The 24,742-nt window shown below is 68.2% G+C and carries 28 protein-coding genes and 1 tRNA gene; 18 read left to right on the top strand and 11 right to left on the bottom strand.

Annotation, left to right across the window (positions count from 1 at the left end; translation table 11 throughout):
• The first annotated feature begins 39 nt into the window (after positions 1–39).
• From EV137_RS30270 to EV137_RS30245, 6 genes are read left to right on the top strand one after another with little or no spacing between them, the layout of a single operon-like run.
• Positions 40–534 (top strand): NADH-quinone oxidoreductase subunit J family protein, encoded by a 495-nt coding sequence (locus EV137_RS30270; RefSeq protein ID WP_134008152.1) that lies wholly within the window; start codon positions 40–42, stop codon positions 532–534.
• A gap of 2 nt (positions 535–536) precedes the next feature.
• A complete protein-coding gene (gene nuoK / locus EV137_RS30265) occupies positions 537–845 on the top strand; it encodes an NADH-quinone oxidoreductase subunit NuoK (protein WP_130384764.1) in 309 nt (102 codons plus the stop codon).
• Positions 842–2,605, top strand: coding sequence for an NADH-quinone oxidoreductase subunit 5 family protein (locus tag EV137_RS30260; protein ID WP_134131639.1), 1,764 nt, complete (start codon positions 842–844; stop codon positions 2,603–2,605). Before nuoK ends, EV137_RS30260 begins: the two co-directional genes overlap by 4 nt.
• Complete coding sequence (locus EV137_RS30255; RefSeq protein WP_134008158.1) at positions 2,602–4,104, top strand: complex I subunit 4 family protein; 1,503 nt, start codon at positions 2,602–2,604, stop codon at positions 4,102–4,104. The genes EV137_RS30260 and EV137_RS30255 overlap by 4 nt, the downstream gene beginning before the upstream one ends.
• Positions 4,101–5,552 carry an NADH-quinone oxidoreductase subunit N gene (locus tag EV137_RS30250; protein WP_134131638.1) on the top strand — a complete coding sequence of 484 codons (1,452 nt, stop codon included), beginning with the start codon at positions 4,101–4,103 and terminating at the stop codon, positions 5,550–5,552. The genes EV137_RS30255 and EV137_RS30250 overlap by 4 nt, the downstream gene beginning before the upstream one ends.
• 54 nt (positions 5,553–5,606) lie before the next feature.
• Positions 5,607–6,056 (top strand): hypothetical protein, encoded by a 450-nt coding sequence (locus EV137_RS30245; RefSeq protein ID WP_134131637.1) that lies wholly within the window; start codon positions 5,607–5,609, stop codon positions 6,054–6,056.
• Here the strand turns inward: EV137_RS30245 and EV137_RS30240 are convergent.
• A complete protein-coding gene (locus EV137_RS30240) occupies positions 6,043–6,894 on the bottom strand; it encodes an arylamine N-acetyltransferase family protein (protein ID WP_166680047.1) in 852 nt (283 codons plus the stop codon). The genes EV137_RS30245 and EV137_RS30240 overlap by 14 nt on opposite strands.
• 19 nt (positions 6,895–6,913) lie before the next feature.
• On the opposite strand from EV137_RS30240, the gene EV137_RS30235 reads away from it, so the two are divergent.
• Positions 6,914–7,417 (top strand): GNAT family N-acetyltransferase, encoded by a 504-nt coding sequence (locus tag EV137_RS30235; RefSeq protein WP_166680046.1) that lies wholly within the window; start codon positions 6,914–6,916, stop codon positions 7,415–7,417.
• Between the two features lie 27 nt (positions 7,418–7,444).
• Positions 7,445–8,458: a lactonase family protein gene (locus EV137_RS30230; protein ID WP_134131634.1), complete on the top strand. Its 1,014-nt coding sequence runs from the start codon at positions 7,445–7,447 to the stop codon at positions 8,456–8,458.
• 3 nt (positions 8,459–8,461) lie between these two features.
• Here the strand turns inward: EV137_RS30230 and EV137_RS30225 are convergent, their stop codons facing one another.
• Together EV137_RS30225 and EV137_RS30220 are read right to left on the bottom strand one after the other, a co-directional pair.
• A complete protein-coding gene (locus EV137_RS30225; protein WP_134008176.1) occupies positions 8,462–8,758 on the bottom strand; it encodes a hypothetical protein in 297 nt (98 codons plus the stop codon).
• Positions 8,755–9,621: a phytanoyl-CoA dioxygenase family protein gene (locus tag EV137_RS30220; RefSeq protein ID WP_202871200.1), complete on the bottom strand. Its 867-nt coding sequence runs from the start codon at positions 9,619–9,621 to the stop codon at positions 8,755–8,757. Before EV137_RS30220 ends, EV137_RS30225 begins: the two co-directional genes overlap by 4 nt.
• A 101-nt stretch (positions 9,622–9,722) precedes the next feature.
• On the opposite strand from EV137_RS30220, the gene EV137_RS30215 reads away from it, so the two are divergent.
• Both EV137_RS30215 and EV137_RS30210 read left to right on the top strand, forming a co-directional pair.
• Positions 9,723–10,478, top strand: coding sequence for an AraC family transcriptional regulator (locus tag EV137_RS30215; RefSeq protein WP_134131633.1), 756 nt, complete (start codon positions 9,723–9,725; stop codon positions 10,476–10,478).
• A gap of 150 nt (positions 10,479–10,628) precedes the next feature.
• The gene (locus tag EV137_RS30210) at positions 10,629–11,363 is read left to right on the top strand and encodes a hypothetical protein (protein WP_134008182.1); all 735 of its coding nucleotides are present in this window, start codon (positions 10,629–10,631) and stop codon (positions 11,361–11,363) included.
• 24 nt (positions 11,364–11,387) lie between these two features.
• On the opposite strand, the gene EV137_RS30205 is transcribed toward EV137_RS30210, so the two are convergent.
• The gene (locus tag EV137_RS30205; RefSeq protein ID WP_166680045.1) at positions 11,388–12,323 is read right to left on the bottom strand and encodes a phosphotransferase enzyme family protein; all 936 of its coding nucleotides are present in this window, start codon (positions 12,321–12,323) and stop codon (positions 11,388–11,390) included.
• 81 nt (positions 12,324–12,404) lie between these two features.
• Here EV137_RS30205 and EV137_RS30200 point away from each other — a divergent pair, with 81 nt between their 5' ends.
• A complete protein-coding gene (locus tag EV137_RS30200; RefSeq protein WP_134131631.1) occupies positions 12,405–12,863 on the top strand; it encodes a DUF6882 domain-containing protein in 459 nt (152 codons plus the stop codon).
• Here EV137_RS30200 and EV137_RS30195 read toward each other — a convergent pair.
• A complete protein-coding gene (locus EV137_RS30195; RefSeq protein WP_134008190.1) occupies positions 12,850–13,341 on the bottom strand; it encodes a YajQ family cyclic di-GMP-binding protein in 492 nt (163 codons plus the stop codon). The genes EV137_RS30200 and EV137_RS30195 overlap by 14 nt on opposite strands.
• 82 nt (positions 13,342–13,423) lie before the next feature.
• On the opposite strand from EV137_RS30195, the gene EV137_RS30190 reads away from it, so the two are divergent.
• The 5 genes from EV137_RS30190 (at position 13,424) to EV137_RS30170 (ending at position 18,770) form a co-directional block, all read left to right on the top strand.
• A tRNA-Tyr gene (locus EV137_RS30190) sits at positions 13,424–13,506 on the top strand.
• 634 nt (positions 13,507–14,140) lie between these two features.
• Positions 14,141–14,767, top strand: coding sequence for a potassium channel family protein (locus tag EV137_RS30185; RefSeq protein WP_202876347.1), 627 nt, complete (start codon positions 14,141–14,143; stop codon positions 14,765–14,767).
• A 53-nt stretch (positions 14,768–14,820) separates the two neighbouring features.
• Positions 14,821–17,013 (top strand): outer membrane protein assembly factor BamB family protein, encoded by a 2,193-nt coding sequence (locus EV137_RS30180; protein ID WP_134131629.1) that lies wholly within the window; start codon positions 14,821–14,823, stop codon positions 17,011–17,013.
• Positions 17,014–17,078: 65 nt separating this feature from the next.
• A complete protein-coding gene (locus EV137_RS30175; RefSeq protein ID WP_134131628.1) occupies positions 17,079–18,170 on the top strand; it encodes a hypothetical protein in 1,092 nt (363 codons plus the stop codon).
• An 81-nt stretch (positions 18,171–18,251) separates the two neighbouring features.
• On the top strand, positions 18,252–18,770 hold the full coding sequence (locus EV137_RS30170) for a YciI family protein (protein WP_134131627.1): 519 nt from the start codon (positions 18,252–18,254) through the stop codon (positions 18,768–18,770).
• Positions 18,771–18,777: 7 nt separating this feature from the next.
• Here the strand turns inward: EV137_RS30170 and EV137_RS30165 are convergent, their stop codons facing one another.
• Both EV137_RS30165 and EV137_RS30160 read right to left on the bottom strand, forming a co-directional pair.
• Positions 18,778–19,464: an alpha/beta fold hydrolase gene (locus tag EV137_RS30165; protein ID WP_134131626.1), complete on the bottom strand. Its 687-nt coding sequence runs from the start codon at positions 19,462–19,464 to the stop codon at positions 18,778–18,780.
• Positions 19,461–19,886, bottom strand: a complete 426-nt coding sequence (locus tag EV137_RS30160) for a MarR family winged helix-turn-helix transcriptional regulator (RefSeq protein ID WP_134131625.1) — start codon at positions 19,884–19,886, stop codon at positions 19,461–19,463. Before EV137_RS30160 ends, EV137_RS30165 begins: the two co-directional genes overlap by 4 nt.
• 92 nt (positions 19,887–19,978) lie before the next feature.
• Between EV137_RS30160 and EV137_RS30155 the strand changes: the two genes are divergently transcribed.
• On the top strand, positions 19,979–20,863 hold the full coding sequence (locus tag EV137_RS30155) for an LLM class flavin-dependent oxidoreductase (protein WP_134131624.1): 885 nt from the start codon (positions 19,979–19,981) through the stop codon (positions 20,861–20,863).
• Between the two features lie 126 nt (positions 20,864–20,989).
• On the opposite strand, the gene EV137_RS30150 is transcribed toward EV137_RS30155, so the two are convergent.
• Together EV137_RS30150 and EV137_RS30145 are read right to left on the bottom strand one after the other, a co-directional pair.
• On the bottom strand, positions 20,990–21,673 hold the full coding sequence (locus EV137_RS30150) for an RraA family protein (protein WP_134131623.1): 684 nt from the start codon (positions 21,671–21,673) through the stop codon (positions 20,990–20,992).
• A gap of 108 nt (positions 21,674–21,781) precedes the next feature.
• Positions 21,782–22,321 carry a P-loop nucleotide/nucleoside kinase family protein gene (locus EV137_RS30145; protein WP_238175633.1) on the bottom strand — a complete coding sequence of 180 codons (540 nt, stop codon included), beginning with the start codon at positions 22,319–22,321 and terminating at the stop codon, positions 21,782–21,784.
• 82 nt (positions 22,322–22,403) lie between these two features.
• Here EV137_RS30145 and EV137_RS30140 point away from each other — a divergent pair, with 82 nt between their 5' ends.
• A complete protein-coding gene (locus tag EV137_RS30140) occupies positions 22,404–23,666 on the top strand; it encodes an AlkA N-terminal domain-containing protein (RefSeq protein WP_134131622.1) in 1,263 nt (420 codons plus the stop codon).
• A 4-nt stretch (positions 23,667–23,670) separates the two neighbouring features.
• Here EV137_RS30140 and EV137_RS30135 read toward each other — a convergent pair whose 3' ends face one another.
• Complete coding sequence (locus tag EV137_RS30135; protein WP_134131621.1) at positions 23,671–24,411, bottom strand: isocitrate lyase/PEP mutase family protein; 741 nt, start codon at positions 24,409–24,411, stop codon at positions 23,671–23,673.
• Positions 24,408–24,704: a putative quinol monooxygenase gene (locus EV137_RS30130; RefSeq protein ID WP_134131620.1), complete on the bottom strand. Its 297-nt coding sequence runs from the start codon at positions 24,702–24,704 to the stop codon at positions 24,408–24,410. Before EV137_RS30130 ends, EV137_RS30135 begins: the two co-directional genes overlap by 4 nt.
• Positions 24,705–24,742: the final 38 nt, after the last annotated feature.

The raw sequence follows: 24,742 nt of genomic DNA, 5'->3' as shown, positions 1-24,742 counted from the left end.
CGAGGCGTCCGAGGTGTCCGAGGCCTCCGAGGACGAAGCGTGACCACTGCTCTGTTCTCCGTCGCGGGCGCGGTGGCGGTGGTGGCCGCCGTTGTCGTGGTGGTGTCCCGCCGGATCGTGCACGCCGCGCTCTGGCTGGTGCTCGCGCTCGGCGCGGTCGCCGGCTGCTTCGGCGCGTTGCAGGCGGAGTTCGTCGCGCTGGTCCAGATCCTGGTGTACGTCGGCGCGATCGTCGTGCTTGTGCTGTTCGCGCTGATGCTGACCAAGGCGCCGATGAAGCCGCTGCCGGAGCTCACCACCGGCCGCAGCCCGTTCGCGGCCGGTGTCGCCGCGGTGCTCGCGCTGATCCTCGGCGCCGGTGTTGTGTTTGCCTTCGGCAACGAGAAGATCAAGCCGGTGACCGACGGATCCGCGAAGACCGTGGGTACGCAGATCTTCAAGAACTGGGTGCTGCCGTTCGAGGTCCTCTCGGTGCTGCTGCTGGCGGCACTGATCGGCGCGATCGCCCTGTCTCAACGCAAGAAGGAGGACTGACGATGCCGTTGGTCCTCCCGCTGCTGCTGGCCGTGGTCCTGTTCTGCATCGGCGTGTACGGCGTCCTCGCGCGCCGGAACGTGATCACGATGCTGATGTCGTTCGAGCTGATGCTGAACGCCGTGAACCTGAACCTGGTCGCCTTCGACGCGTGGCGGGTGGACGAAGCCACCGGGCAGACGCTCGCGATCTTCGTCATCACGCTGGCCGCCGCGGAGATCGGACTCGGCCTCGCGATCGTTCTGCTGCTGTTCCGCGGTCACGGCCACGTCGACGCCGATGCGGCCCGCGACCTGGAGGAGGCGTCGTGATCGCCACCGTCTGGCGGGTGGCCGGCGTCGGCTTCTCGCTGCTGATCCTCCTGTTCGCCGCGCTCCTGTACGGCGCCACTCCGGACCAGTACGCGTTCATGAACTCCCAGGTCGGCGACCTCACCATCGGCTTCGCGGTCCGCACCGACGACCTGACCGTCCTGCTGCTCGCGGTCGTCGGCGTGATCGCGACCTGCGTCCAGGTCTACTCACTCGGGTACCTGCATCAGCGCGCGGCGTCGTACCACGCGCTCGTCACCCTGTTCACCGCGGCGATGGTGACCGTGGTGATCTCGGACAGCCTGTTCTTCCTGCTCATCGGCTGGGAAGTGATGGGCGCCTGCTCGTACCTGCTGATCGGCCACTACTGGGAACGCCGGGACGCCCGCTCGGGCGCGGTGAAGGCGTTCCTGATGACGCGGTTCGCCGACGTCGGATTCCTGTTCGGAATCTTCGTGCTCGGCCTCGGTGCGCACACTTTCCGGATTTCCGAAATCGATCCGGCGCGGATTTCCCCCGGGGTGCTCACGACCGGGACGCTGCTGCTCCTGGTCGGTGTGGTCGGGAAATCGGCACAGGTCCCGCTGCAGACCTGGCTCCCGGACGCGATGCCGGGCCCGAGCCCGGTCAGCGCCCTGATCCACGCGGCCACGATGGTTGCCGCCGGCGTGTTCCTGATCGCCCGTCTCTACACCGTGTTCTCCGCCTCGGGGACGACGCTGACGGTGCTGGCGATCGTCGCCTGCGTGACGATGCTGTTCGCCGCCCTCTGCGCATCCGCGGCGGTCGAGGTGAAGCGGGTCCTGGCCTGGTCGACGGTGAGCCAGCTGGCGATCATGTTCTCGGCGTTGTCCCTCGGTACGGCGGACGGCCGGCACGCGGCGCTCTTCCACCTGGCCACGCATGCCGCGTTCAAGGGCCTGCTGTTCCTCTGCGCCGGCGTGCTCCTGCACCAGGTCGGCAGCGCGGCCCTCGTCGTCCTGCGCCGGTACACGCGCCGCGGAAAGTTGCGGAAAGCGCTGCAGGTCACGTTCCTGACGATGACGGTCGGTCTCGCGGCGCTGGCCGGCGTTCCGGGGTTCGCCGGGTTCTTCTCCAAGGACACGGTGATCGAAGCGGCCTGGGAGAAGGCGCGCGACGGGTCGGGCCTCGGCTGGCTCGTCCTGGTCTCGGTCTGCCTGACGGCCGCGTTGACTACGTTCTACTGCCTGCGCTTGTGGCTGTGGACCTTCTTCCGTACGCCGGCGCTCGCCGGCGGCATCGGCGCGTTCGAGGACGGCGACGCGGCGGCCGATCTCGACGAGCCCGACAGCTCCAAGCTGCGCGATGCGCCCTGGGTGATGCTGGCGCCGCTCGTTCTCCTCGCGGTCGCCGCGATCGCGCTCGGGTACGCCGACGGCGTGCATCTCAACTGGATGATCGGGCTGATCTCGACCGCGCTCGTGCTCCTCGGCGCACTCCCGGCGTACTCGCTGTGGCGGCGTGGGGCGGATCCGCGGCCGCTCCTGCTGGAGCGTGAGTTCGGCGCCGATCCGGCGTACCACGGTCTGGTCGTCGTACCCGTGCGGTGGCTGGCGAAGCTGACCGTCGCGGGGGATCGCGATGTCATCGGGGCCTATGTCCGGGCGGTCGGCCGGACGGGGACGCTGGCGTCACAAGGGTTCCGGCGGCTGCAGACCGGGAACGTACAGACCTATCTCACCGCGGCTGTCATCGGCGTCGTTGCGCTGGCCGTGCTGGCGGGGGTGATCGGCTCGTGAACGCTGTCCTGCTGGCGATCCTCGTGCTGCCGCTCCTGGCTGCGGGTGCGCTGTGGTCGATCCCGGCGGCGATCGGGGACCGGTTGGCGGCGGCGTACGGATCGGTGATTTCCGGGCTGGTGCTGATCGGGTCGGTGCTGCTCTGGCCGCAGAACGGCGGTTGGTTCGCGTACGGGCCGCAGGATCTGCCGGAAACCCAGATCGACGTCGCGTGGATCCCGTCGCTCGGGGTCCGGTTCCACCTCGGGGTCGACTCGATCTCGGTGCCGTTGATCGTGCTCACCGCGCTGCTGACCTTCCTGTGCTGCCTGTACTCGCTGAAGATCACGCCACGGATCGGCCGGACCCGTTCCCTGATCGCGCTGCTGCTGGTGATCGAGACCGGCGTGATCGGAACGTTTTCCGCGCTGGACCTGGTGCTGTTCTTCGTCTGCTTCGAGATCGTGCTGATCCCGATGTGGCTGGTCATCGACATCTGGGGCGACCACCACGACGCGGCCGGACGGAAACGCGCCGCGAACACTTTCGTACTGATGACCGTGTTCGGTTCCGCGCTGATGCTGCTCGGTTTCCTGCTCGTGCAGCGGGTGGCGGGGACATTGGACATCGTCGAGCTGACCAGCTCGCCGGTCGCCGGCGGGCACGGGATCCCGTTGGTCGCGGCGCTGCTGATCGCGATCGGGCTGGCGGTGAAGGTGCCGCTCTGGCCGCTGCACATCTGGCTGCCGGACGCGCACGCGAAGGCGCCGACGGTCGGCTCGGTGCTGCTGGCCGGCGTACTGCTGAAGCTGGGGACGTACGGCATGATCCGGATCCTCGTGCCGGTGCTGCCGGACGCGACGGCGACCATCGCGCCGTACCTCGGGGCGTTCTCGACGGTCGCGATCGTCGCGGGTTCACTGGCCTGCCTGGCGCAGACCGACGTCAAGCGGCTGATCGCATACTCGAGCGTCGGGCACATGGGATTCATCGGACTCGGGATCTCGACGCTGTCGCCGGCCGGTCTGCGCGGCGCGTTGTTCGCGAACATCGCGCACGGGCTGATCACCGGGCTGCTGTTCTTCCTGGCCGGTGCGATCAAGGATCGCCACGACACGAGCGACCTGCGGACGATCGGGCGGGCGCTGTACGCACGGTTGCCACGGATCGCCGCGCTGCTGACGTTCGCGTGTCTCGCGTCGCTCGGTCTGCCGGGGCTGGCCGGGTTCTGGGGGGAGATGCTGGTCCTGCTCGGTGCGTACAACCCGGCGCCGTGGTTGCCGCGGACAACCTTCCTCGTGTTCATGGTGATCGCCGGACTCGGAACGGTGCTCACTGCCGCGTATTTCCTGCGCCTGGTCCGCAACCTGTGCCAGGGCGATCCGGCCGAGAACCCGCCGGCCGCGTTCGCGGTCGACCTCAGCCGCATCGAGCTGGTCACCTGGGCCCCGCTGATCACGCTGACCGTGCTGCTCGGCCTCTGGCCCGGCCTCCTCCTGCAGCAATGGGTGGCCCTGTGACTCTCACCTGGACTGATTGGCAGGCGATCGCCGTACCGCTGGTGCTGGCGCTCGGTGCGGTCGCCGTACTTCTGGTCGACAGCTTCTGGAAGAGTGCCTCGGCCGAGCTCCGGCACACCGTGGTCACGCTACTGACCAGCGTGGTCATCCTGTTCGGGCTCGTGTTCGTGTGGGCGCGTCGGGACGACTTCATGCCCGCGTTCTGCCGGCCCGCGGTCGAGGGGCCCGCGCAGTGCAGCCTGGTCTTCGAACCGTTGACGGCCGGGTTGTGGGCAGTGCTGCTGATCGGTGGACTCGGCGTCGTCGGACTGTCGGCGTACCGCTTGCTGGCAGCGGACGTGCCGATCGGGGAGTACCACTTCCTGCTGCTGAGCGCGTTGACCGGTGCGACGGTGCTGGCGGGTGCGCGGGATTTGGCGACACTCGTGATCGCGCTCGAGGTGGTGTCGCTGCCGAGCTTCGCGATGGTCGCGCTGCGGCGGGACCGGCGTGGCTCCGAGGGCGCGATGAAGGCGTTCCTGGTGTCGGTGCTGTCCACGGCCGTGATGCTGTTCGGGATTTCCTACCTGTACGGCGTGACCGGGTCGCTGTACCTGTCCACGATCGCGAACCGGCTGAACGGGCTGGATCCGGACCTCGCACGGGTCGCGTTCGCGGCCGGGCTGTTCGTGATCGTCGGCTTCGGGTTCAAGATCGCGGCGGTGCCGTTCCACGCGTGGTTGCCGGACACGTACGTCGGCGCGCCCATCGAGGTGACCACCTTCCTCGCGGTCGTGTCGAAGTCGGCCGGCGTGGCCGGGCTGCTCGTGCTGGTGACGTCCGGGATCGCGCCGGACGGCTCGCAACTGCGGACGGTGATCGCGATCCTGGCAGCGGTCACGATGACGGTCGGCAACCTGGCGGCGCTGCGTCAGGTCGAGGCGGTCCGGCTGCTGGCCTGGTCCTCGATCGGCCAGGTCGGCTTCCTGCTGGCGCCGTTGGCCGTGGACAACGCGCAGGCCGTCGTCGGGTACCTCGCGGCGTACGTCGTGGTCACGCTCGGCGCCTTCGGGGCGGTCGCCGTCGTCCAGCGTCATCGCCCCGCTGGTCTGCTGACCGACTACCGCGGCATGGTCCGTTCCGAGCCCGGTCTGGCTGCGTCACTCATCTTCTTCCTCGTCGTGCTGGCCGGTCTCCCGCCGGGTCTCGCGGGCCTGTTCACCAAGTTCGCCGCGTTCCAGGCCGTCATCGACGGCCACCTCGGCTGGCTCGCGATCGTCATGGCCCTCAACGTCATGATCGGCCTCGCCGTCTACCTCCGCTGGATCGCGGAACTCTTCCGCCTCCCCGCCGACGCCCCCTTCTCGGTGGACATCGAAACTCCAGCCGTCACGATGATCTCCCTCTGCACCGCGGTAGCCGCCGTACTCTCGGTCCTGCCGAGCATCATGTTCGCGCTCGCGACCTGACAGGTTCCGGTCACAGCCGGGTCGACCGTCGCTTCGCTCGATAGCCTCTGGCGGGTGATCACACGAGGAATCGCCGGGCTGGTTCTGATGTTCGCGCTGGTCGCCTGCGGCGGGTCCGGCAAGAGCGAGACACCGCCGTCGGGTACGCCCGCCGGTACGCCGACCAGCGCAGCGGTGCCAGCGGCCGAGGACGGGCAGAACTACCAGGCCTGTGTCGACGGCGTCTGTGAGGTGATGATTCGCAAGAAGGCCGTCATCAACCTCAAGGGGGCTAAGTTCACGGCGACGGTGGCGGACGGGACGCTCAAGCTGACCGACTCGAAGGGCTACATCTCGTTGAGCAGGAGCGGCAGCGACGTCAGCCGCAGTGGCGGCGGCAGTGCCGGAGGCGTGGCCGGCGGTCTCGCCGCAGTCAGTTGGAGCGACCAGGGCGGACCACTTCACATCGCCACCCTGACATACGCCGAAGGCGACGCCGTCATCGTGAGCTTTACGACGAAGTAGCCCGCGCCTGGAAGTCCTCGTACTGGGCCCAGACGCGGCGCCACAGGATCTCGCGGTCGGCGGCGGAGTAGTGCGGGAGCGGCAGCCGGAAAACGTCTGCGAGTGCCGCGAAGTAGTCCGTGGGGTTCTCGAGCAGCGTGCTGTCGACGCGGTCGGAAAAGGTTTCGCTCAGACCGACGGAACGCAGTACGACGACGGATTCCGGCGTACGGCGGAAGGCGGATGCCAACCGTACGAACGAGGACGCGGGGTCGGCGGAAAGCGCTGCATGCTGGGCCGCGAACGCGTCGAGGGTGACCGGGGCCGACTCGAAGTCCATTCCGATCAAGTTCGCACGCGGATCGTGGTCGAGCCGCCAGCCGTCGGTCTTCTCGGAAGGGCGGAGCCGCAACGTGAACGGGTACTGCTCCACCTCGCCGGTCTCCAGCGGCATCGGGTAACGCAGCCCGTCGCCGAGGCCGGCGTCGACGAGCCACTGGCGCTCGGGGTCCTCGACCAGCCCGCTGACAGTCAGCACCATGTGGCTGCCGTCGATATCGCCGGGGCGGTTGGCGGTCTGTACGCCGCCACGGTGCATCTGGACGCGGTACCCGAGCTCGGTCAGCAGTAGCGCGAACGTGCCGTTCAGCTGGAAGCAGTAGCCGCCGGTCTCCCGCGCGATGATCCGCTTCGCCACGTCCTCCGGCTCGAGCGGACCGCCCGGCGTGAGTTGGTACTGCACCGTCTCGTACGGCACCTGGTCCACGTACGCGGCGTGCAACTGCGACAGCGCCTCCAGCCGCGGCGGGCCGTCGTACCGGTCGATTCCGATTCGCTGCAGCAGCGCCTTGGTGTCCATGCGCCTTAGGCTAAGCGAGGTGATCAGCGTCCTCGACCGAGTTGCCGCTCTTGCCATCGCCGACGAGCTCGGGCACGTGTTCGCCGCCTCGTTCGATGATGGAGATGCCGAGCACTTCGCGACCGACCAGCTCCCCACGCACGCGGATCGCGACGACTTCAAGCTGGTCGCGGCGTGGAAGGAAAACGTTGTCGGGTTCGCATACGGATTCACCGGAAAACGTGGACAGTGGTGGTCCGACCGGGTCGCCGAGGCGATCGGCCCGGAGCTCACGGCGGAGTGGATCGGCGGGCACTTCGAGGTCGTCGAGCTCGCCGTACTCCCGGAGGCCCGGCGGCAGGGCATCGGGACCGAGCTGATGCAGGAGCTGATGCGCGACCTGCCGAACCCGCGCGCGTTGCTCACGACGTACGCCGACGACCGTCCGGCACCCCGCCTGTACCGACGGTTGGGATGGCAGCTCCTCGTCCCCGACCTCGGCTGGGGCTCCGCACTCTACGGTCTGGACAGGGGCGTGCCCTAGGTCCCACGACCTGGCAGGGTATGGGGCATGACTTCTGAGCGGATCTATGTCGGGAGCTATACCAGTCAGGCCGGCGGCGGGGACGGGATCGCGTTCGGTCCGCTGGACGGGATCGAAACGGTCGCGACCGTCGCCGACCCGTCGTTCCTGGTCATTTCCGCGGACGGGCGGTTCCTCTACGCATGCGACGAGGAGGACAACGGCCGGGTCGCGGCGTTCGCGATCCAGCCGGACGGCGGGCTCGAGCTGCTCAACCAGCAGCCGACCGGTGGCGTGCACCCGTGCCACCTGGACATCGACCCGTCGGGCCGGTTCGTGCTGTCGGCGAACTACACGTCGGGCTCCGTTGCCGTCCACCCTCGGAACGAGGACGGCTCGCTCGGCGAGCGCGTGTACTTCGTCCAGCGCTCCGGGACCGGACCGAACGCCGAGCGCCAGGAGGGACCGCACGCGCACCAGATCGCGTTCGACCCAGCCGGTGCGTATGTGTTCGACATCGACCTCGGTTCCGACACGGTCTACTCGTCGACGCTGGGCGAGGACGGCGTGCTGCACGAGGTCGACCAGTTGCGTGTCCACCCCGGCGCCGGCCCGCGGCACATGGTGTTCCACCCGACCGCGGACGCGGCGTACGTGATCAACGAGCTCGACTCGACGCTGACCGTCTGCAGCTACTCCGACGGGAAGCTGCAGGTCGTGCAGACCGCCTCGACCCGGCCGGCCGACTCGCCGGGCGAGAACTTCCCGGCCGAGCTGCTGATCTCCGCCGATGGCCAGTTCCTGTACGGGTCGAACCGGGGCGACAACACCATCGCGGTGTTCGAGACCGCCGCCGACGGGCAGTCGGTCGAACTGGTGCAGACCATCTCCTCCGGCGGGGACTGGCCGCGGCACCTTGCCTTCGGCAACGACGGGAAAACGCTGTACGCCGCGAACGAGCGCTCCGACCAGATCGCCACGTTCACCATCGCCGACGGCCGGCTCACCCAGGTGGGCGAGCCGGCCGTCTGGCCGAAGCCGGTGTGCGTCGTGCCTGTGTAGGACCTAGACGAGCTTCTCGAAGAAGAACTCGTGCTTGAGGAAGGACACGTCGTACTCGTGACCCGGGTACGGCGGGTTCAGCTGGGACGCCTGGAAGAGGCGCCACCCGTCCTTGAGCGCGTCCAGCCCGGTCTCGTACGGCGGTACGTCACTGTCACCCGTCGTGGGGTGCGTCTCGCCCGTGCCGTCATACGTCGACCAGCCGACCACGCGCGCGTCCAGCGCGGAGGAGGCCAGGTAGAGCACCAGCACCTGCTGACGAAGGCCGGTCTGCAGCGGGGTCTCGGCGGTGGAGGTCATGCCATCTCCTTTTTCGCGGAGGCGTGCGGGTTGTTGGCGCGGTCGGTCACCACGCGCTGCGGGCGGTTCGAGACGCGGGTGACCCAGTAGTTCGGGTCGTAGGTGTCGTCACCGGTGATCGCCTGCCACAGCTTGATCCGGTTGTACTTCTCCAGCCGGCCGGTGGCGTTCTCGTACCAGGGGAAGTTCTGCTCGAGTTCGGCCGCGACCTGCTCGTCGTACAGGTCGTCGGTGTTCCAGAGCCGCACCTGGCGGACGGTCGGGTTGAACCGGATCTTGAACATGTAGCGGTCGAGGTCGCTGTCGTTCTTGCGGCCGCCGTGCCAGATGCCGTGGTGCAGGAACTGGACGGTGCCGGCCGGGCAGACCAGGCGGGTCTGACCGCGCAGGTTCTGGTAGCGGCCGGTGTCGGACTCGTTGGTCCGGCGCAGGTGGCTGCCGGGAACGCTGAGCGTGCCGCCCATCTCGAGCGTCACGTCCTGCGGGTAGTACATGAGCTGTACGTCGAAGGCGTCCGTGCGGACGTCGATGATCGCGTCACCGTGCAGGTTCTGCGCCTCGCCCTCGTGGGCCTTGCGGATGTGGACCGCGTGGTGGTCGACGGTCGGCTCCGGGCCGACCAGGCTGTGGATCGCGCCGGCCACCTCGGGCAGCTGCACCAGCCGCTCGACGAACTCGCTGTCCACGAACGCCTCCGACAGCGGGGTGCCGTACGGAACGCCCGGAATGCCGGCTTTCAGGACCTCGATCGCCTGCCGGTTCATGTCGTCCGGTACGACGGCGTCCATCCGGAGCGCGCCGGTGGCCACGAAATGTGCCATCTGTACCGAGGAGAGCAGGTGCTTGCGATGCGGATGGGGCATGGAGACTCCCATGGTGGGTAGTGGTTGCTACTCCACCAGGCTAGGCAAAGAGGCCGTGCGCTCGCGTGGGTTGTGTTCACCACTACTGGTAATTTCTCACCATGATCGAGTTGCATCTCGCGCAACCGCCGGAGGTGGTGAACGCCGGCGCGGGCGTCCACGGCGTCCGCGGCCTGCGGGACAGGTTCCGGTTGCCGGACCTCTGGCAGCTGCATCTCTTCAACTACTCGGCCGAGCTGACGCTGCTCGGTACGACGTATTCCGTGGCGCCCGGCTACGTCTCGCTGACGCCGGCCGGGACCCAGGTGCAGTTCGACTACCGCGGACGTTCCGAGCACCTTTACGCGCATTTCCGGCCGGTCGTCGCGGGCGATCCGTCGTACGTCCCCGTCGTACAGGACGCCGGTGAGGCCGCACCGCTGCTGTCCGCTCTGCTGCGCTCCGCGATCGAGTCGTCTCCTTCCGGTTCGGCCCGCACCGCCGCGGATGTCTGGAGCGCGCTCTGGCGGATCGCGGATCTCACGCCCGTTACCACCGAAACCCGTCACCCGGCCGTCGCCACCGCGATCGCACACATCGAAGCCAACCTCGCCCAGCCGCTCACCGTCCCCGGCCTGGCCCGCGTCGCCGGCGTCTCCCACAACCACCTGACCCGCCTCTTCCAGTCCGACACGGGCTCCACCGTCATCGCGTACATCCGCCGCCGCCGCATGACCCGAGCCCGCCATCTCCTCGTCTCCTCCACCCTCTCCATCCCCGCCATCGCCGCCTCAGTGGGCATCCCCGACCTTCAAGCCTTCAACAAGACCTGCCACCGAGAGTTGGGCGCCTCCCCCCGCGCGGTCCGCGCGGCCTGAATACCGGAAGCCTTCGCCGGGAGTGATCAGGGAGTTCGACGACGAGAACCGTATGGTCCACGACGAGTACGTCGACCTGACGACGAATCCGCATCCGGACCTGTCGTAATGCGCTGGCCGGGGCGCGGCCGCAGGATTAGCGTTCCGGCCATGTATGAACTGATCCCGGTCGCCGACGCGCCCGAACTGGATGCGGAAGCGGGCGAACGCTTCCGTGAGGAGTGGCCGGAGTTCATCTTCCACGACGAAGGCGTGACGCCGTACCGCGAGCGGCGGGTGGAGTACTTCCCCGACTGGGAGTTCTACCTCGTCGCCGAGGACAGGCGGCTGATCGCGGGCTGCTGGGGCGTACCGATCGCCTGGGACGGCACGGTGGCGGATCTTCCTGGCGGGTTCACCGATTCGCTGGCGCGGTCGGTGAACTCGTACGAGGAAAACGTCGTACCGAACACATTCGTGCTGATGGCGGCCGCCGTACGCTCCGACGAACAGGGCCAGGGCCATGCCGGCCGTGTCATCACCGCCGTCCGCGACCGCGCGGTCGCCCGTGGCCTCGGTCAGGTGATCGCCCCGGTCCGCCCGACCCTCAAGTCGCGCTATCCGCTGACGCCGATCGAGACCTTCATGACCTGGACCCGTCCCGACGGCTTGCCTCTCGACCCGTGGCTGCGCACCCACGTCCGCCTGGGCGCCACCCTCCTCGCGCCCGCCCCCGCCTCCCAAACCATGACCGGCACCGTCGAGGACTGGGAGAAGTGGACCAACATGCCCTTCCCCTCCACCGGCACCTACACCATCCCCGACGGCCTGACCACCTTGCAGATCGACCGCGAAGCCAACACCGGCACCTACATCGAACCCAACATCTGGCTCCGCCACGCCTGAATGCCCCGGCCCTCCAGGCCGGCTTCAACTGGACTGAACTGCCAGGGCCGCGAGGCCCTCGGCCAGGATGCCTTCGACCACTTGGAGGGCGTACGGCTCGTCCGGGCCGGTGATGGCCTGATGGGACCAGCCGACGACGTCCTCGTACGCGCGGACGTGGCGGTAGTAGTGGACCGCGTCCTGGTCGAGCGTGTGCGGACCGTAGCCGGCCAGGAACGCATCCTGCTGCGCGGACGTCGTCGGGCCCACGTCGCCCATGCCGCCGAGCATGAACATCAGATCCTGCTCACGCGGTGCGTAGATGACGTCGTCCCAGTCGATCAGGTGCAGCCCGTCATCGACCAGGACGTTGCCGAGATGCGGGTCGCCGTGGCAGACGACCCGCGGGCCGTGCGGCGCGGGCGGGCGGTTGGTGAGCAGGTCCGTGATGACGTCGTCGTACTGCTTCCACACCGCCGCCAACTCCTCCTCGACCTCGCACTCAGGGGTCTCGAGTCGCGTACGGACGTCCTCCGCGAGCGCCGGCGTACGCGCATCGATGTGACTGTGCTTCGGCAACGCGTCCCGCAGCCGAGGCGGTAGCTCCGCGTCGTGCACCCGACGCAGCAGTACGCCGTACTCCGACCACTGCTCGTCCGTCAGCCCCGACTCTGCCGCCCGGGGACCGTCGATCCACGGCGTGATCGTCAACCGCTTCTTCGCGTGCACACTCCACAGTCCGCCCTCGGACGTCCGGATCAACTCCGGTACGCCGGGCAGCCCGCTGTCGGCGAGGTACGCCGCGACCTGATGGCCCGTGTTGGTACCCGCGCCGCTCCACTTCACGGCGTACGCCGTGGTCGCCGTGGTCGCCCGCCACACCTGAGCGGCGATGTCCGCGCCGTGCATGACCGGTGTGAGTTCCACCACTTCGAGCCCGAAGTCCTCCAGCAACCACTTCCGCATCAACGTCTCGCCCACACCCGCCAGCATGCCCGGCAACTACCCCACCCGCGAACCGATTACCCGCCGTTGCCCTCGTGGGCTGGAACGATCGCTCGGATGGAACACGATCATGCTGACTGGGAGGCCGTCGTACAGGCGGCCCATCACCGTGCCGCCGAGCGTCAGGAGCGCCTGATCGGGAGACTCGGCGAGGACGCGCAGTACTCCTGGGACCTCGAACAGGCCGCGATCACCTGGTCGCGGGCGGGCGCCGAGTTCTGCAGGGCGCGGCTCACCCTGATCGGCACGGTGAGCCTGGCCGAGTCGAGCTGGCTCTGGTCGTGGGCCAACGACTCCCTACCGCGCAGCGCGGTCGGAGACATGGATGCGGTGCGCCAGTACGGCGAACTCCACGGGTTCCCGGTCCTGCCGTGGGAGTCGTTCGACCATCATCCGGCGCTCGTACGGGAGGCCAGGGTGGTGTCAGCCGCCGTACTGGACGCCGCCGGCCTGTGGACCGACCAGGCCGGCGACATCCAGCTGCACTTCCTGCTCCACGACCTCAGCGGTAGTTGACGAACTGCACCGCGAAGTCGAGGTCCTGGCCCTTGATCAGCGCCTGAACCGCCTGCAGGTCGTCACGGCTCTTGCTGGAGACACGCAGCTCCTCACCCTGGATCTGGGCCTTGACACCCTTCGGGCCCTCGTCGCGGATCAGCTTCGACAGCTTCTTCGCGTTCTCCTGGGTGATACCGGCGTCGATCGTGGCGTTGATCTTGTAGATCTTCCCGGACAGCTTCGGCTCGTCCGCCTGCAGACCCTTCAGCGAGATCTGCCGCTTGACCAGCTTGTCCTTGAACACGTCGAGAACGGCGTTCACCCGCTCCTCGGTGCTCGCCTGCAGGTCGATCGACTCACCGGACCACTTGATCCCGGCATCCACGTTCTTGAAGTCGAACCGCTGGCTGATCTCCTTCGCCGCCTGGTTCACGGCGTTGTCCACCTCCTGACGGTCCACCTTGTTCACGATGTCGAAGGAGGACTCCGAAGCCATGGGCACTTCCTTTCCGATTTGCTGTCAGGGCCACTACCTGTTGTATCGTCTCCCACGCCGGTTCACGAACCGGCAGCACCCTGGCGGGTTGCCCGAGCGGCCAAAGGGAGCAGACTGTAAATCTGTCGGCGTATGCCTACGCAGGTTCGAACCCTGCACCCGCCACGAAAGCGATGGGCGAGGTGTGTCGCGCAATTCTTGCGCTGACCGCCTCGCCTTCGTCGTGTTGTGCGGCTGCGCTCCGCTTGCCGCCGGCGGGGGCTCCGCCACCCGCACCCCCTTTGCGCCTTCGCTTCGCTCGGCTCCGGTGGCTGGCCTGGGCGGGAAGCTCGAGTGCGGTGGCTGGGTTTGGCGGGCCGGCTCGGGTGCGGTGGCTGGGTTTGGCGGGGCGGCTCGGGTGCGGTGGCTGGGTTGGGTGGGCCGGCTCGGGTGCGGGGGGTGGGTCGGGCGGGAGGCTTGGGCGCGGTGGCTGGCCTGGACAGGGAGCTCGGGTGCAGGGGTTGGCTTGGGCGGGAAGCTCCGCGGGGGGCTGGCCGGGGGGAGGCTTGGCCGCGAGGTCGGCTTAAGCGCGTGGCTCGCGGGGTGGGGGCGGTGTGTAGGAGAGGTGCGACTTTCGTAACACACTGTGCTTGGGGAGCGGTGGTTGTGAGGGGGAGTTATGCGGCGGGACGCGTTCGCGGAGGGGTATCAGAGGGTTGTTGAGTGGCCGTTGACGGGGATCGCCGTCTTGTTCTTGGGGGCCTACTCTTGGCCGGTTCTTGAGCCTGGGATGGCGGGGTCGCTGCGGCGAGCCTGCTCTGTGGCGACGGTTGTGATCTGGGCGGTGTTTGCCGGCGACTTTCTGCTGCGGTTGGGGCTTGCCCGGCGGCGGATGCGGTTCCTTCGGGAGCATGTTGTTGATCTGTTGGTGCTGGCGTTGCCGCTCCTTCGGCCGTTGCGGGCGTTGCGGGTTGTGACTGCGTTGGGCCGGCTGAACCGGCGGGCGGCGACCTCGTTGCGTGGTCGCGCGATGGTTTATGTGGTCGGTGGTGTCGGCCTCTTGGGGTTCACCGCGGCGGTTGCGGTCCTGGATGCGGAGCGTTCTGAGCCGTCGGCGAGTATCAAGAACTTCGGCGATGCCGCGTGGTGGGCTGTGACGACCATCACCACGGTGGGGTACGGGGATCGCTATCCGATCACGGGTGCGGGCCGCGTTGCGGGTGTCGGGCTGATGCTCGGCGGGATCGCGCTGCTTGGTGTGGTGACTGCTGCGCTGGCTTCTTGGTTCGTCGAGCACGTCTCACGGCAGGAACGTGAGGAGGCGGATCTGAGAGTGCAGGTATCCGCTCTCGTGGAGGAGGTTCGGGCGTTGCGCGTTGAATTGCGCCGTACGCCGAGTGAGTTGGCGCAGCAGGAGCCGGGTTCGGGGATCGGCCCGACTGCTTGATCGCCTGCATTTCCTGACAACGGGCCGGACCAGGGATCTGTCAGTATCGGCGGGTGGCTGGATTGCGGGGATTGTGGGATGACGTGGTTCCTGGTGCGGGGGCGCTGGCGGATGAGTTGGTGGGGCGGTACTCGGAGAAGGGGCGGGTTGCCTATCGGGAGCGGTATCTCGCCGATGTGCTGACTGCGCTGGAGTCGTTGGAGCAGTTGTGTACGGATCCGGTCGCGGTGCGGTTGGCGGCCTGGTTCCACCGGGCGGAGCATGCCAAGACGAATACGGCGCGGGAGGATGCTGAGGCGTCGGCGCAGTTGGCGGAGGAGCTGCTGCCGACGTACGGCGTGACTCCCGTGCGGACTGCTGAGGTTGCCCGACTGGTCCGGCTCACCGGCGGCGACCCCACTCAAGGCGACGGTGCCAACGCGGACGTGCTGCTTGATGCGGTCGACGCCGTACTCGCGGATTCGCAGTACTCGACGTATGCGTCCGAAGTACGCCGTGACACCCGTTTCGACGCGAAGGCACGCCGGGAACAGCTCCAGACCATGCTGGCGTCCGAGCGGATCTATCGGACGCAGCTCGCTCACGAGCGGTACGACGAAGCGGCCCGGGCCAATCTCACTGCCGAGCTTGAGCTGCTGGACCAACTGACTCCGCCCGTATGGCGCGGTTGGCAGCGGACCGGGCTGTCGGTGCTGGCTGTGTTGACCGCGTTCCTGGCCTTCGTGGCGGGTGCCGCGGCGATCGGGCAGCCGTGGCGGATCCCCGCGTTCAAGAGCGATCCGAAGCGGCAAGCGATCGTCATGGCGGTCCTCGCGGCGGCAGCGGTCGCCGGCCTCTGGTGGGCGGTACGTCGTGCCGACCGCAAGGCCCGCATTCTCACCGCCGTACCCGCAGCGATCGGGCTCGTCTGCCTGGCGATCGTCCTGCTCACCGTCCCGCCGACCACCGGAGCCTCAGGGGTCGGACAACGTGTTCCGCTCCTGGTGACTGTGTCCGTCCTATTGATCCTGGCCAGCGCGGCCGCCTTCGCCGCGACCAGGTTCCCGCCCGGCGTCACGAGGAATCGCGGCCAGATGCTCGCCGCGTTCGCGGCCGTCGTGGCAGTGGTCCTCGTGACCCTCTACGTCATCGACCCGCTCCAGCGCGCCTACATGTTCAGCGCGAACGAGCACGTCGAGGGCGACCATCCTCCGGCGAACGTCGACGCGGCATCTGTCGTGTACGGCAGCGACCGGATGTGGACGAACACCGGCCGGCTCGACTTCGGTGAGACCGTCGCGACCGCGCACGGCATCGCGGTCGCGCGGGGACGCGGCACTGTCGAGATGCTCGACCCCGCGACCGGCAAATCCCGCTGGCGCTACCTCCGCGCGAACACGAACGACAAACCCGACCTGTTTGTCGTGGACGGCGGTCAGAAGCTGCTCGTCCGGTACGACGACTTCGGGTACCTCGTCCTCGACGCCGACACCGGAAAACGTACGGCGGGCTGGCACGAACGCACCCGCGACTACGACATCGACGACAACGACCCGCTCATCACCGGAAAGTCGGTCAGCAAAGGCTCCGACAAGCTGTACGGGACGAAGCTCGACGGCTCCAACCGCTGGACGTACGAACCCGGCCGCTGCACCAGCATCAGCGCCGAGGCCACCACCGACATGGTGGTAGTCCACCTGGGGCACAGCTGCGGCAACCTCCCCGACCAACTCGTCGGCCTGGACCTGAAGCGCGGCGGAAAACGCTGGATGCGCGACGGCTCGCTCAGCGACCTGACGACGGTCGGCGGCCTGGTCGTCGGCATCGAGGGCAGCGTCCAGCATCCGAGGCAGCTGACTGCCCTCGACCCGCATTCCGGGGAAGTGCGCTGGCAGTCCGAGATTCCGCAGGACTGGTCCTGCCCGGTCCAGATCGAGCCGGCTACCAACCGCGTCGTACTGCTCAGCTGCCTGGGTGCCGCGGAGCGCACCACGCAGACCGTCGTACGGTTCGTCGACGCCGCGAACGGTCAGGTCGTCTCTACTGCGCAGCCGAGCATTCCGTCGGGCATCCGGTACGCCGTGACGCCCAGCGGACGGGTGTTCCTGATGGGTAACGAAAACGCTTGCCGAATCGCGAAGGTCGTCGCGGGCGCACCTGTCGAGTACGTCCCGCTGGATCCGGAGGTCAACTGCCGGGCCGGTGTCGTTGCCGCCGGCGAGCTGATCCTGGTCAGCGGCAGGGACAGCCTGATCGCGCTGAGATAGTGGGGAATAGGGTCAGCTCGGGCGGGAGTTGAAGGTTGAGTCCGAGTGTCTGAGCGAGGAGAACGATGAAACCCACCGAGTTCGTGAAGGTGAACAGCCAGTTCTGGGGGGAGCACCTGAAGGAGGCCGCCGGGCATCTCCCGGTGAGTCACCGGACCGAGCTGCCCGGGCCGATGCTGTTGCCGCGGATGATGGTGCTGACCGAGACGCCGGACTGGAACATCCTCGAGCTCGTCGGGCTGAGCCGTGAGTACCGGACGCTCGAAGTCCGGCGGCAGAAGGCCGCCACGGTCGAGGAGTACTTCGGGATCGGCGACGGCCGCACCGTGGTTGCGAACCTCAAGGGACAGAACTGGTTCAAGGACGCGACCATCACGACCGAGGCCGGCAAGAGCGCCCTCGAAAAACGTTTTCCGGGCACCGGGAACATGCTCGGAAACGAGGTCGTCGGCCCGGCGGACGAGCTGTTGCGGTTCGGGCCGGGAAACTACTCGACCTTCGACCGCGCGCTGCTCGTGCACACCGCGGGCGACTCGCTCCGCGCGCACTGGGTGTTCTTCGCGCTCGCGATCCACCGCTCCGAGCCGGCCGACAAGTACCTCGATTTCCTCCGGAACTACTCCAACGCCAGCCCGCACCTCGACCCGATCGGCACGGTCAGCCTGCCGGTCGACCCGGCCGTGCTGAAGGCGGACGCGTTCGAGAGCACCTATCTCGCGCACGGTCTGCAGGATTCGACCGTCGACGAGTTCCTGGACAAGCACGAGAGCATCCTGCTGTCGGCGTTCGACGCGACCAAGCTGATCCGGCAGCCGGCGCTCGGCGATCTGCACCCGGACTTCATCCTCGAGCGCGCGGACGGCAGCCACGTCGTCGGCCGGCTCGAGCTCCCGGTCGTCGACACGGTCAACGGAAAGAAGCGCCGCCGCGTTTTCCGTACCTCGGTGCAGGACAGCGCGACCGAGCTTGCGCAGTACGCGGAGTACCTCGGCAACGCGGAGAACCGTTCCCAGGTGAAGTCGAAGTACGACGTCGACGTCAGCGACCTGCGCCAACTGGTGATCGTCCCCTCCCAGGGAACCGTGACCCCCGCGGCCGGCGTCGAGGTCGTCGACTACGACACGATCCTGCGCATCCACCTGGCCGCCACAGCCTGACCCCGCGCCACGCGTAGTGCGTACGGCGACCCGCCGTACGCACTACTGTCTACGGTTTTCACGGGTCCGGAGGAGCTGAGCATGGAGTACTTCGTCTACGGGCGTGACAAGCCGGATGGATTCGAGATCAAGGTCGCGCTGAAGGAAGAACACTGGGCGTTCATGGACGAGTACGCCGACCGTCTGATCGCCCGTGGCCCGACGCTGACCGACGACCGCGAGCGAACGACGGGCAGCCTGCACATCGTCGTACTGCCGGACGACGAGGCGGCCGGCAGGTTCGCGTATGACGAGCCGTACTACCGCGCCGGCGCCTTCGAGACCGTGGAAATCCAGCGTTTTCACAACCACAACCCGGGCCGCACGATGTGGGACTTCGCGACTGCCGTCGAGGGCTACAACCGCTACCTCGTCCTCACCAAGGACGCCGCACGCCCGCTCACGTCGGACCATCTGATCATGTACGGCGACCTCCTGACCAACAACAGCCACGTAGGACGGGCCGCCTTGCTGGAAGCGCCGAACCCAGAGGCCGCCGCAAACCTCATCCAGGCCGACAGCGCCGAAGTACACCCGTGGGAGTTCGGCGGCAGGCGCTAGCGCGACTTCACTCTGCGCCGTGGCCGAGCAGCCGATCCGCCACTGTCTGCGCAACGCGCAGACCATCGGCTGACTCGTCGCCGAGCCCGCACGCGGTATGGCTCAACCCATCGAACTCCAGATAGCGGAAGCCGATACCTTCCAGCACCGGCCGGAGTTTCCGGAGCCGCCGGATCGCCGGGTCAGCGGTGCCGATGTACGCCACCTTGGTCCCCGCATAGCACCTGAGCTCGTGGTGCCAGTCGTACGAGCGATAGCTCCGCCAGAACTCCAGCGCAGCCTTGGGCAGCCGCGGCTCCCGCTCCATCCGGCGCATCGTGGCGTCGGTCGGAAAACCGATCGGCGGTACGCCGCCCATCACCAGTGCGGCCGCCCGATCCGTCGACCGGGCGACGATCGCCGACATACAAGCCGGCTGTGAGAATCCCCAGACGGCGAACCGATCGATGCGTTCGTGATCGAGTACGGCGAGCACCTGCCGACCGATGCTGCCGAAATCGTATTCCGCGGGCCGGTCGCCGGCGCCGAACCCGACGGGATGGATCTGCAGGACCCGAAATCGCTGGGAGAGCACGGATGCGACCGGGTAGTCCAGCGGGCGGCGGTTGTTCTTCATCAGTACGAGCGCGGGCCCGGAACCGCTTGCCCGGTAGGCGATGCGGGCGCCGGCCACAGCGACGTACTGGTAGCTCATCGGGTCAGGATCGACTGCAGTGCTGTGGTGATGGTCGCGCGCGTGGCGCGGGGGAGGTCGGCAGTCATCGCGTTGATGCGGTTGACCACCGCGTCGTGGGCCTCGTGCGCGAGGGCCAGGCCGTCAGGGGTCAGCTCGATCTGGCTGGCGCGGCGGTCTGTGGGGTTGGGGGTGCGGGCGACCAAGGTACGGCGTTCCAGGCGGTCGACCATGCTGGTGAGGCTGGAGCGTTCGATGCTCAGGATGCGGCTGAGTTCGGTCATGCCGAGGGGACCGCTGAGCAGCACGCACAGGAGATGTGCCTGCTGCGGGGTCAGGCCGAGCGGGCGGCTGGTCTCGGCGTGGAGGTCCTGCAACCGGTGCATCGTCTGCACCAGCGCGCTCGCGAGATCGGTGTCCCGGGCAGCCGTCGTCGTCACCATGTCCCCAATGATAGTCCGTTGGCCTAATAGTTTGCACTGCTAACATTTCGTGCTACAACTAGTTAGAACAACGAACTATCTGAGGAGTCGATATGAACGTGCGGTTCGGATATGGATCGCCGGACGCGGTGCGGGAAGCGGCCGGGATCGTCCGGCTCGCGCAGCAGGCCGATCGGGACGGTCTCGATCACGTCAGCCTCGCCGATCACCCGTACGTCCCGGACATGCTCGACGGCTACGCCGCGATCGCCTTCATCCTGGGGCGAACGGAGCGACTGTCGGCGTTCGTCAACGTGACCAACCTGCCGCTGCGGCCCGCACCGGTCCTCGCCCGTACGGCGACCTCGTTGTCGGCACTGTCCGACGGCCGCTTCGTCCTCGGGCTCGGCGCCGGCGGGGCCTGGGACCGCATCACGATGATGGGCGTGCCGGAACTGCGTCCGGCCGAGGCGGTCGAGGCGTTCGAGGAGGCGATGCAGCTCGTCCACTCGATGTCCGACGGCGGTACCCCGGCGCCGACCAAGCACTACCCGATCGGTGCCCTCCGCCCCGCCGCCGTACCCGCGCCGCTGATCTGGACCGGCTCGAACGGCCCGAAATCGCTGGCCGCGACCGGCCGGAACGCCGACGGCTGGATCCCCGGTCACGCCGCCGACTGGCTCAGCGACCGTTTCCGTTGGTCCCGCCCGATCATCGACGAAGCGGCACTCTCGGTCGGCCGGAAACCGTCGGACGTCGCGACGATCTACAACTTTCCCGGTGCGATCACCGCGACCCCGCTGCGCCGTACCCGCGACGAGGAAGGCCGCTGGGTCGGCGGCTCGGCAAAGCAATGGGTCGAGGAACTCACCGACGCGATCCTCAACCACGACGCCGCCGGCTTCACGCTCTTCCCACGCGGCTCCGACCCGTTCGAAGTCCAACTCTCCCGCTGGTCCCAGGAGGTCGTGCCCGCCATTCGAGCGGCGATCAGTTGAGGCGGACGTGCGCCACTCGCCAAACGCGTCACGGGTAGGTCGGCTCAGCGCGCAGCTGACCCGCGGCGCCGGCTTGGTGAGTGGCTCAGGTCCGCTCGGCGGCGACCTCACCCAGCTGACACGTGGTCATTCCTCGATCGCTGCCCGCACCTCGCGCAGATGCTGGCGGAAGGTCAGCGACGGATCGGCGGCCCGGCGCTCGAGGTACTGCTTGAAGCTCACCTGCTCACGCAACGACCGCCCGGCCCGGATCTCGTCCGCCTGCCGGTGCTCGGTGTCCCGGATCGACTCCGCCAGGTCGAACAGTTCCTCCAGGCGATCCGCCGGCAGGAAGACCGCCCCGTCCTCGTCCGCGAGTACGACGTCGTCCCGGGTCACCGTCCACTCGCCGATCGTTGCTCTGGACAACGCATCGGCCGGCTGCGGGTCGAGCCGCAACGGCCCGGTCGGCAATGCACCGAGGCTGAAGACCGGCAACCCGATCGCGGCGATGTCGACCGTGTCCCGGTGCAGACCCCAGATCACGATCCCGGCGACACCGGCGGCAGCAGCCTCCAGCGCGGCCAGGTCGCCGACGCAGGCCTCGTCCCGCCGGCCACCGTTGTCCACGACGAGTACGTCGCCCTCGGCGGCGGACTCGAACGCCTCCAGGAAAACGTCGACACTGCCGACATGCTGCGCCGGCAACACCCGCCCCGCGACTCGACCGCCGGCGACGGCTGTCAACGACACCGTCCGCACCGGAACCCCGGCCCTGACACAAGCATCCGCAACATGTGCAGTGGTCAACCCGGCAAACCGCTCAAGCATGTGGCCCCCTCCGCGAACCGCTAACGACAGGAGGTAGTCCACCACGCCCGTCGACTCCTCGCGTGCGCGCCCCGAACTCGGCCGCTCTGGCGCGACTACCTCCTGTCGTTAGCGCGACAAGAACGCCAGCACTTCCTCGATCGATGGCTCGGCAGTCGTATCGATGGTGATGGAAGGAACCGGCAGATCGACGGGCTGGAAGGAGTTGTGGGTGCGGAGCCGGGCATCCGGGCTGATCTGCGCATCCTCGTGAGCAGAACGGCGTGGGTCCGAGCTGGTCCGGGCGGTGATCCGCTCGAGCGCAACCTCGGCCGGGACCGTGCAGTGCACGATCCGGACGTCGGCGCGGCCGAGGAGCGGGGTCAGGCCCGGGTTCCACAGCCGGTCCTGGAACGCCGCTTCCGCGACCACCGTCGTACCGCGGCCGATCAGCAGGCCGAGTACGTCGAAGAACGTCGACAGCGTCCGCATCGTCAGTGGGTCGCCGGGGCCTGGCACGAAGCCCGGGGTCGCATGCGCCATGCCTTCCTTGATCTCGTCCCGGCAGATCGCCGGGCAGCCGATCGCGGCCGCGATCCGGTGCGCCAGCGTCGTCTTCCCGGTCCCGGGCGGACCACTCACCACGACCAGCATCGGTTTCGACTGCACCCGCCGTACCTTAGCCGTCACGGTGGGCGCTCGGTGTAAAACGCGTGTCAGAACTGTCGGTGGCCCCGCCTAGCGTGTTCTCGTGACCACCTATTCCGCGGTCCGTACGACGGGGATCTACTGCCGGCCCGGGTGCGGGGCCAAGCCGCTCGCGGAAAACGTGAGCACGTTCGAGTTGCCCGCCGCCGCGGAGGCCGCCGGGTATCGCGCTTGCCTGCGCTGCCGGCCGTACCGGATCGCCGGGACTGTGGCCGACGAGGCGCCCGAGCTGGTCTGCCGTGCGGTGCAACTGATCATCGCGGGCCTGCTCGACGAGTCGGGTGAGGAGGCCTTGGGTGCGCGACTCGGGGTGTCGGCGCGGCACCTGCGGCGGATGTTCCACGAGCACCTGGGCGTCACGCCGGATCAGTTCGCCCGCTCCCGGCGGGCGCACTTCGCGCGACGTCTGCTGGACGACACCGATCTCGGCGTCGCGGAAATCGCGTTCGCGTCCGGTTTCGGCAGCCTGCGCCAGTTCAACCGGGCGATGCGCGAGATTTTCCGCGCGTCACCGCGTGCGCTGCGCGATCGCCGGCGCCGCGGCGATCGTCTCGCTGCGGATGGTGGTCTGGTGCTGCGGTTGCCGTTCACCCCGCCGTACGACTGGGAAGCGATGAGCACGTACCTCGAGGCGCACGCGGTCCCCGGCGTCGAGTCGGTCGAGGACGGCGTCTATCGGCGGACGATCTCGCTGGACGGTGAGCCCGGCCTGCTGGAGATCGGCGCGGGTGGGGACGATCACCTGATTCTGCGCGCGCATCTCCCGTTCTGGGAGGGCGTCATCCATGTCGTCGACCGGGCCACCCAGCTCGTCGGGCTCGATCATGAGCCGATCCGCGCCAGGGAGCATCTGGCCGCGGACGCCGACCTCGGGCCGCTCGTTGCCGCGCGTCCCGGAATACGTGTTCCTGGCGCGTGGGGTCCGTTCGAGGTTGCGGTCCAGGCAGTCGTCCGGGACCGGCTCGCTCCGGACGACGCGACCGAGGCGCTGCGGAAACTCGTCGAGGTGTACGGCGTGCCGGTCCCCGGGCTCGGGCACGGATTGACGCACGCGTTCCCGGGACCGGAGGCGTTGACCGGAGCGGAGCTGATCGGCCCACTCGCGCGCGAAGTTGCTGACGGCAACATTACACTTCAGGCAGGCGTGGAGCTCCGATCGCTTGAGACCGTCACGAGCCCGCGCGCCGCGCAGGAAATCGCCTTGCGCCTCGGAGCTCGCGACGCCTGGCCGTTCGGCGGCGAGGCCGAGCACCTGCGCCCGTGGCGCTCGCTCGCCGCCGTCTATCAACTGGTCGACGCCTCGTAGGCACTCAACTGGTCAATCCCGCGTAGGTGCCGCTGGTCAGCAGTTCCTTGGCGGCCGATTGAGCCAGCGCGTACGCCGCGCTCGTGATCGCCGGCCCGACGCTGATCCGCGCCACGCCGACCTCCGCGAGCTCAGCGACCGTCGGCGCACCTGGGCCGACCATCACGTTGAGCGGCAGCGGCGACTCCAGCACGAGTTCGGCGATCGTCGGAAGGTCGACCACGCCAGGGACGAACAGCACGTCCGCGCCCGCGTCGGCGTAGATCTTCGCGCGTTCGATCGTGCCGGTCCGGTCACCGAACAAGTGCGTGTCGGTCCGCGCGTTGATCACCAGATCGATGCCAGCGGCAACAGCTGCAGCGCGTGCCGTCTTGATCCGCTCGGCCTGCACCAACGGATCGTCGAGGACCCGGGCCGTGCTGTCCTCGAGGTTGATGCCGACCGCACCCGCCTGGACGACAGCGGTCACCGTCCCCGCGACATCGCCGTACCCGGCCTCGATGTCGGCCGTGACCGGGACGGAAACTGCCGCGCAGATCGCGCGTAGTGCAGCGATCGCGGATTCCTGGTTCAGTCCGCCGGCGTCGTCCACACCGGCGGCCCAGGCGACACCCGCGCTCGTCGTCGCGATCGCCGTCGCCCCCGCGGCCTCGATCGCCCGCGCTGAGCCGGCGTCCCACGCGTTCGGCAGGACGAGTGGCGGCTGTCCGTGCAGTTCGCGCAGCCGTCGCGCCAGGTCGTTCACAGGCTGACCAGCAGGTGGTGATCGACCTCGACGAACTCGACGATCAGGTCGGCGAACCGGCCGGCGATCAATTCCTTGTACGCCGCCGACCCGGTGTGCGCGTCGTACGCCGCCTGGTCCGCGAAATGCTCGACGAACAACAGGTAGTCCGGGTTCGACGGGTCGCGGTACACACGGAAGGACAACGTGCCCTCCTCGGCACCCGGTCCCTTCGGCGCGAACTCCTGCACGATCGCCTCGGCAGCGGCCTGGTTGCCGTCCTTCAGCTTGATCGGAAACACCTTTGCCAGCATCGGAATCCTCCTGGGTTCTGTTCGAGTCCCTCAAGGTT

Origin of the sequence: Kribbella pratensis, assembly GCF_004366075.1 — a bacterium.
Lineage (GTDB): Bacteria > Actinomycetota > Actinomycetes > Propionibacteriales > Kribbellaceae > Kribbella > Kribbella pratensis.
This window is presented reverse-complemented; position numbering and strand designations above follow the sequence as displayed.

Excerpts from the sequence above, each read along its gene's own strand:
- nuoK (WP_130384764.1), top strand. The coding sequence starts at position 537 with ATGCCGTTGGTCCTCCCGCTGCTGCTGGCCGTGGTCCTGTTCTGCATC.
- EV137_RS30240 (WP_166680047.1), bottom strand. The coding sequence starts at position 6,894 with ATGGACACCAAGGCGCTGCTGCAGCGAATCGGAATCGACCGGTACGAC.
- EV137_RS30230 (WP_134131634.1), top strand. The coding sequence starts at position 7,445 with ATGACTTCTGAGCGGATCTATGTCGGGAGCTATACCAGTCAGGCCGGC.
- EV137_RS30225 (WP_134008176.1), bottom strand. The coding sequence starts at position 8,758 with ATGACCTCCACCGCCGAGACCCCGCTGCAGACCGGCCTTCGTCAGCAG.
- EV137_RS30220 (WP_202871200.1), bottom strand. The coding sequence starts at position 9,621 with ATGCCCCATCCGCATCGCAAGCACCTGCTCTCCTCGGTACAGATGGCA.
- EV137_RS30215 (WP_134131633.1), top strand. The coding sequence starts at position 9,723 with ATGATCGAGTTGCATCTCGCGCAACCGCCGGAGGTGGTGAACGCCGGC.
- EV137_RS30210 (WP_134008182.1), top strand. The coding sequence starts at position 10,629 with ATGTATGAACTGATCCCGGTCGCCGACGCGCCCGAACTGGATGCGGAA.
- EV137_RS30200 (WP_134131631.1), top strand. The coding sequence starts at position 12,405 with ATGGAACACGATCATGCTGACTGGGAGGCCGTCGTACAGGCGGCCCAT.
- EV137_RS30195 (WP_134008190.1), bottom strand. The coding sequence starts at position 13,341 with ATGGCTTCGGAGTCCTCCTTCGACATCGTGAACAAGGTGGACCGTCAG.
- EV137_RS30175 (WP_134131628.1), top strand. The coding sequence starts at position 17,079 with ATGAAACCCACCGAGTTCGTGAAGGTGAACAGCCAGTTCTGGGGGGAG.
- EV137_RS30170 (WP_134131627.1), top strand. The coding sequence starts at position 18,252 with ATGGAGTACTTCGTCTACGGGCGTGACAAGCCGGATGGATTCGAGATC.
- EV137_RS30165 (WP_134131626.1), bottom strand. The coding sequence starts at position 19,464 with ATGAGCTACCAGTACGTCGCTGTGGCCGGCGCCCGCATCGCCTACCGG.
- EV137_RS30160 (WP_134131625.1), bottom strand. The coding sequence starts at position 19,886 with ATGGTGACGACGACGGCTGCCCGGGACACCGATCTCGCGAGCGCGCTG.
- EV137_RS30155 (WP_134131624.1), top strand. The coding sequence starts at position 19,979 with ATGAACGTGCGGTTCGGATATGGATCGCCGGACGCGGTGCGGGAAGCG.
- EV137_RS30150 (WP_134131623.1), bottom strand. The coding sequence starts at position 21,673 with ATGCTTGAGCGGTTTGCCGGGTTGACCACTGCACATGTTGCGGATGCT.
- EV137_RS30130 (WP_134131620.1), bottom strand. The coding sequence starts at position 24,704 with ATGCTGGCAAAGGTGTTTCCGATCAAGCTGAAGGACGGCAACCAGGCC.